At 68.6% G+C, this 5,716-nt stretch carries 10 protein-coding genes; 8 read left to right on the top strand and 2 right to left on the bottom strand.

The genetic code is table 11. From position 1 onward, the window contains the following. Window positions 1–169 precede the first annotated feature (169 nt). A complete protein-coding gene (locus FXF52_RS40210) occupies window positions 170–1,006 on the bottom strand; it encodes a hypothetical protein (protein WP_148804883.1) in 837 nt (278 codons plus the stop codon). A gap of 155 nt (window positions 1,007–1,161) precedes the next feature. Between FXF52_RS40210 and FXF52_RS40205 the strand changes: the two genes are divergently transcribed. The 5 genes from FXF52_RS40205 to FXF52_RS40190 all read left to right on the top strand — a co-directional run bounded on the left by FXF52_RS40205 (window position 1,162) and on the right by FXF52_RS40190 (window position 3,739). Beyond that, a complete protein-coding gene (locus FXF52_RS40205) occupies window positions 1,162–1,797 on the top strand; it encodes an MOSC N-terminal beta barrel domain-containing protein (protein ID WP_255472898.1) in 636 nt (211 codons plus the stop codon). Then, window positions 1,683–1,988 carry an MOSC domain-containing protein gene (locus tag FXF52_RS43740; RefSeq protein ID WP_255472897.1) on the top strand — a complete coding sequence of 102 codons (306 nt, stop codon included), beginning with the start codon at window positions 1,683–1,685 and terminating at the stop codon, window positions 1,986–1,988. Before FXF52_RS40205 ends, FXF52_RS43740 begins: the two co-directional genes overlap by 115 nt. Before the next feature lie 105 nt (window positions 1,989–2,093). Further along, window positions 2,094–2,849, top strand: a complete 756-nt coding sequence (locus FXF52_RS40200; RefSeq protein ID WP_148804882.1) for a class I SAM-dependent methyltransferase — start codon at window positions 2,094–2,096, stop codon at window positions 2,847–2,849. A gap of 31 nt (window positions 2,850–2,880) precedes the next feature. Beyond that, entirely contained in the window at window positions 2,881–3,174 is a 294-nt protein-coding gene (locus FXF52_RS40195; RefSeq protein WP_148804881.1) for a hypothetical protein, read from the top strand. Window positions 3,175–3,331: 157 nt separating this feature from the next. Beyond that, window positions 3,332–3,739: an MmcQ/YjbR family DNA-binding protein gene (locus FXF52_RS40190; RefSeq protein WP_148804880.1), complete on the top strand. Its 408-nt coding sequence runs from the start codon at window positions 3,332–3,334 to the stop codon at window positions 3,737–3,739. 82 nt (window positions 3,740–3,821) lie between these two features. Here the strand turns inward: FXF52_RS40190 and FXF52_RS40185 are convergent, their stop codons facing one another. Next, window positions 3,822–4,604, bottom strand: coding sequence for a hypothetical protein (locus FXF52_RS40185; protein ID WP_148804879.1), 783 nt, complete (start codon window positions 4,602–4,604; stop codon window positions 3,822–3,824). 128 nt (window positions 4,605–4,732) lie between these two features. Between FXF52_RS40185 and FXF52_RS40180 the strand changes: the two genes are divergently transcribed. The 3 genes from FXF52_RS40180 to FXF52_RS44370 form a co-directional block, all read left to right on the top strand. After that, window positions 4,733–5,143 (top strand): VOC family protein, encoded by a 411-nt coding sequence (locus FXF52_RS40180; protein ID WP_148804878.1) that lies wholly within the window; start codon window positions 4,733–4,735, stop codon window positions 5,141–5,143. 85 nt (window positions 5,144–5,228) lie between these two features. Then, window positions 5,229–5,612, top strand: a complete 384-nt coding sequence (locus tag FXF52_RS40175; RefSeq protein WP_148804877.1) for a helix-turn-helix transcriptional regulator — start codon at window positions 5,229–5,231, stop codon at window positions 5,610–5,612. Window positions 5,613–5,622: 10 nt separating this feature from the next. Beyond that, on the top strand, window positions 5,623–5,716 hold a 94-nt coding region (locus FXF52_RS44370), incomplete at its 3' end, for a helix-turn-helix domain-containing protein (RefSeq protein ID WP_222870948.1).

Raw genomic sequence — 5,716 nt, 5'->3', positions numbered from 1 at the left:
CCGAGGGGTCCAGCGCGGAGCCGACGCCGCGCCCCTCAGGTGAGATCGAAGTCATGGCCGGAGAATAGTTCGGATCAAGTCTTGCGGTCGCCCGCGCCGCCGCCAACGCCCTGCGGAAGACGTGGCCGGCAGGTGGTACGTCACGATCCCGCGACGCGGCGTGCGGACATCACCGCGGGGCAGCGACGGCGAGCCTCTCCCGCCAGACATCCGGGCACACGTCATGGCCCCACAACACCGCCCGGCCGGCGCAGGCAGCGACCGTGGCCACCGTCCGGACGAACGACAGACTCAACTCCTGCCACTCGCTCGCCGAGAATCCGCCACGCTTCGACCGATCGGCCATCGCCGCGAACGTCGGCTGGTACCGGGGTAGGTCCAGCCGGTCGAGACGCGCCGCCAACTCGGCGGTCTCGGCGACGGTCAGCCAACCGTGAATACCCTCGGTGACGCCGAACTGGTAGCCCACCGCCGCGCCGCGCGTGGCGAGCGCGTCGAGCAGGTTCCGCAGCGGGTCGCCGGTGGGCACGTCCTGGCGCTCCAGCACCGGTAGGTAGAAGTTCGGGGTGATGGTACGGCCAAGGAATTGTGATGGCCCCAGGCAGCGCAGTGCCACGAGCGCCTCATGGAGGGCGTTCAATTCCTCGACGACCTGCAGGTCTCCACCCTGATGGAACCGGCACCGTACGCGCTCCGGGCAGGTGAGTGACGAGCAGGTGAGTAGCTTGCCGGCGGAGCGGTCCACCTCGCGGCCCCCGAGGTATCGCAGGTCGCGGCCGAGCCACGTGCAGTACCGTGCGAGATCCGTGGGCTGCTCCCGCAGTTGCGCGGCCAACCGCGGCCACACCACGTCGTAGCCGTACTCTCCCATTGGGGTCGCGGACCGGAACACCTCGCCCAGCCACGGCACCGGCTCACCGGTGCGCAGCAGCTCCACGAACGCCGGCACGACCTCGTCGCGGTAGCGCTGGTAGTCGAACACGAAGATCTCGGCATCCGCGCCCACGGCCACCCCTTGCAGACAGAGCCGGAGAACGGCAGTCTTCCACAAGGCGCGGACACGCAGCCCAGCTCCAGTAGCTCCACCGCTCGGCGTAGCCATCCGCTGACGATGACGCGCAGGGCCGGACCGGCGAACTGTCCGACGCAGCTTGAGCCAAGATGGTCAACATGCAGACCGTCGTCGGGCTCGTCCGTTATCCGCTGAAGAGCGCGCAGGGGGAGAGCCTGGAGGCGGCGGATGTCGACCACGACGGCCTGCACGGTGACAGGGCGTGGGCGTGCCTCGACGACAGTAACGGGACGATCGGCAGCGCCAAACATCCCCGCAGGTGGGGCCGCCTGCTTGACGTCGGCGCGACGGTGCGCGATGGCGCCGGCAACCAGGCATTGGTGGTGACCGTCGACGGGCGGAGCCTGCTTGCCGACACCGCGGATGCGGACGCAGCGCTCAGCACCCACCTGAACCGCAGGGTGCGCCTGAGCCAGGACGTGCCGGACGACACCAAAATCCACCGGCTGCTGCCCGATGAGGCCGGCATGGTGCCCGAGTGGATGGCTGCTGCCCGTCCCGGCCAGGAAACCGTCTCTGCCTTCGGCGGAGCTCAACGCCAGGGACGGTTCGTCGACTTCGGCGCCGTTTACATCGTGACCACCGGCGCCCTGTCCATGCTGGCCAGAAGGTGGGCCAAACGGGTGTGGCCGCGGCGCGCTTCCGTCCGAACCTTGTCATCGACGCAGCGCACGACCCGGAACCCGGGCAGGAACTGCGGTTGGGTGACGTCGGGTTGCGGGTGATCGTGCCAACTCCGCGGTGTGTCGTACCCGGGCTCGGGCAGGGCCAGCTACCCGCCGACCGGTCGCTGCTCAGCGCGCTGGCGAAGCATCATCGAGTCCTCGTGCCCGGATTCGGACGCGCGGCCTGCTTCGGCACCTATGCCGAGGTCCTACAGCCGGGCCGGATTCGACTCGGCCAACGGGTTCACTGAGGACCGTACCCCCGCCGCTGGCTGCCGTGGCCCGCAGCGTGCCCGGTCGGCCGTCTCCCCGTAAATGGCTGGCGTGGGCGCAGGAAGGCGAGCAGGCTCGTGCCCGTGACGAGCAGTGACCTGTGGGACGAGGACACCGCGGAGCGGTACGACGACCTCTCGGCCGAGATGTTCGCACCCCATGTGCTCGACCCCGCCGTGGACTTCCTCGCCCGCCTGGCGGGTTCCGGCCCCGCGCTGGAGTTCGCGATCGGCACGGGTCGGGTGGCGATCCCGCTCGCCGCCCGTGGCATCTCCGTGACCGGGGTCGAGCTGTCGCAGCCGATGGTCAACCGGCTGCGGCGCAAGGTGCCCGCGGAGCAGCTGCCGGTCGTCGTCGGTGACATGGCCACGACGAGAGTCCCCGCCCAGTTCTCGCTCGTGTACGTCGTGTGGAACAGCATCGGCAACCTGTGCACCCAGGACGAGCAGGTGCAGTGCTTCCGCAACGCGGCCCGGCACCTGTCGCCGGGCGGTCGCTTCGTCATCGAGCTGTGGGTGCCCGGCATCCGGCGGTTCCCGCCAGGGCAGTCGGCGGTGCCGTTCGAGGTGACCGACCAGCATGTCGGCTTCGACACTTACGACATGGTCACGCAGCAGGGAACCTCGCACCACTACCGGCGGCTCGATGATGGGAGTACGCGCTACGGCTACAGCAACTTCCGCTACATCTGGCCCGCCGAGTGCGACCTCATGGCGCGGCTGGCCGGTTTGACGCTGGAGCAGCGTGTGGCGGACTGGGACGGGGCGCCCTTCACCTCCGACAGCGAGAGCCACGTGTCGGTCTGGCGCAAGCCACTCGACGCCACCGATGCGGGCTAGTCGAGCCGATGCTGCATGAGAAAATGCGCCCATGAGCAGCGACACCGCCCTTGAGGTCAGCGCCCTGGCGATCAACGTCACGATCCCCGAGGGGCTCCGCTGGACCGACACCCGACGCGGTGAGCAGTTCACGCTGACCACACTCAACGTCCGGCTCCTCCCGGACGGGCGCCTCGCCGCGAAGGCCTACGGCCGACCGACCGCCGGCGGCCGCGGCACATACGTCTCGTTTCCCGTGCCCAACAGGCCCGAGCTGGTGGCCCTGGTCGATGAGGCTGCCAGCCGCGCCGGCGCACTGTGGGCCGCCCACCGGGGTCTCAGCTGAGGTGCCACTGCCGTGCCGGGGCAGGCGCGCCGACCCGCGAGGCCAGCATGCTCCTCAGGTAGCTCTGTCGCTACCGGCGGACTAACGGGTTCTGCCCGGCGGTGGGGCGGTGGTTACGCTGTACGGATGCACGAGGCGGTGGGCTGGAGCGACCTCGATGGCTGACGCCGACAATGTCCGTCAGCTGGCGCTGGCGCTGCCTCACGTGGTCGAGATCGACAGTGACGGCTTCGACTTCCGGGTCGCCGACAAAGGGTTCGTCTGGTCCTACCCCGAGCGCCGGCCCGGCACGTCGCGCCTCATCCGGACCGACATCGCGGTGCTCTACGTCGGCGACGAAGCCGAGAAGCAGGCACTGCTCCTCGGCGAGCCGGAGCTCTTCTTCACCACGCCCGCGTACGACGGGCTGCCCCTGGTCATGTTGAGGTTGCCGCAGGTGAGCGTCGATCGTCTCGAGGAACTCGTCACCGACGCGTGGCGCATGCGTGCCCCGGACTCGCTCGTCGGCGACCTCGACGACGGCGCCAACTCGGTGAACCCAGACCTAACGAGAGCCGATCAGTAGGCCAGGGACGTTCCCCGAGCACTAGGTTGAGCCGGTGGAAGCTGGCTCGATCACTGTCTGCGCCCCGGCAAGGTCACGCGAGTCAGAGGCAACACCAGCAGTACAGGCCCTCGCCTGCGTCTCGCGCGCGCTGTGCGAGCGCGGCGACCTCCTTGATGACCGGCAGCATCTGGTCGTCAGACAACGGGCCTCCCCACGCCAACTCCTCGATCCGGCCCCATCGCGCCGACAGCTCAGGCAATTGCGCGTCGTTGATCGAGGCGAGGGTGTCCCGCGCGGCGCGGTCGAGCGACATCAGCCACGGCCCGTCCTGCTCGTCCCCGCTCCACAGCAGCTTGAGATCGACCAGGTCCACCTGCCACTCGACACCTCGAACGAAACTCACGAGCTTGCCGAGGGTCACTGCGGGCTCGATGCCCTTGAGGTCGATCGCATCGACAGCTACGCCGTTTCCGCTGACGGCGGCCGGCCCGCCATCGAGATCCTCCATCAGCTTCACGGCCGCGGCGTCGTCTTTCGCCCGGAGGTAGTCATACAACACGCCCATGGCAGGCAGTCCACCACAGGGATACGACACGGCACGGGTGACGTCCAGGTTGTCGAAGCTCTCACCATTTTCCTCGATCAGGTCGTAGAGCCACTCTGGATTGATGTCACCCTCGCAGCGCGAGCAGGTGATCCGGGTGGTGTTCTCGCCGGCGTCGGTCAGGGTGACACGCTCGTAGAACTCGTGGTCGACCTGCTCGACGTCGTCGCCGGGGCCGGAGAAGAGCCCCGCGACGTAGGCCACGGCGGCGTCGGCGGCCGCGGGCGTGGGCTGCCAACCGGGGTCGGTCGGGAACAGACGGAGGTACCCATCACTCACGTGCTCAGGATTCCTGATCTAGTCACCGGAGCCACCCGGGCGCCCGAGCGCCCCGTCGGTGCAACAGGTGGCAAGATCGATCAGGAATCGAGAAGTGCGGGCCACGACGCCACATCTAGCCTGTCGTCATGGACCTCAGCATTCACACGACCGCCCTCCCGCATGTCGACCCGGACGAGTCCCTGGCCTTCTACCGCGACATCCTCGGCTTCGAGGTCCGCAGCGATGTCGGACAGGGCAAGATGCGCTGGATCACCGTCGGACCCGTCGGCCAGCCCGGCACGTCCATCCTCCTGGCGCCGCCGGCCGCCGACCCTGGGGTCACCGAGGACGAGCGGCGCACCATCGTCGAGATGATGGCCAAGGGCACCTATGGCTGGATTCTCCTGGCCACCCGGGACCTCGACGGCACTTTCGAGAAGGTGCAGGCCGCCGACGCCGAGGTCGTCCAGGAGCCGATCGAGCAGCCGTACGGTGTCCGCGACTGCGCCTTCCGCGATCCGGCGGGCAACCTGGTCCGGATCCAGGAGGTTCGCTGAGCAGGTCATCGCCATCGAGCACCTCGTCGCACACCCCGACATGCAGCCAGGTGCTCGCGTACCTCCAAGGAAAAGGAGTCCCCTCATGTGTCACCCCTCGTGGCGGCGCGCGCGCATCGCGGCGCAGCGCCTGAGCGACTTCGCGCGACTACGCCGCGTCCGCGACCGGATCGATCGCGAGTACGCGCAGCCGCTGAACGTCGAAGCGCTCGCCCGCGACGCGAATATGTCCGCCGGGCACCTCAGCCGCCAGTTCCGCCTCGCCTACGGCCAGTCGCCGTACGCGTACCTGATGGCGCGTCGGATCGAGCGCGCGGTGGCTCTGCTGCGTCATGGCGACCTCAGCGTCGCCGAGGTCTGCTTCGCGGTGGGCTGCTCATCGGAATTGCGGCGTGGAAACCCGGCCGTTCAGGGCCGGGAGGAAACGCCGCCCCCTTCCCTTGGGATGAGTGTCGTACATGGACGGTAAAATGTGAGGCGTGGGTGAGGTGGTGAAGCGGGCGTACAAGTACCGCTTCTACCCGACTCCTGAACAGGCTGAGCTGTTGAACCGGACGTTCGGGTGTGTGCGTG

It is taken from the genome of Micromonospora sp. MP36 (genome assembly GCF_008119785.1).
Classification (GTDB): domain Bacteria; phylum Actinomycetota; class Actinomycetes; order Mycobacteriales; family Micromonosporaceae; genus Micromonospora.
The sequence above is the reverse complement of the archived record's forward strand: the minus strand, read 5'-3'. Positions and strand labels throughout refer to the sequence as shown.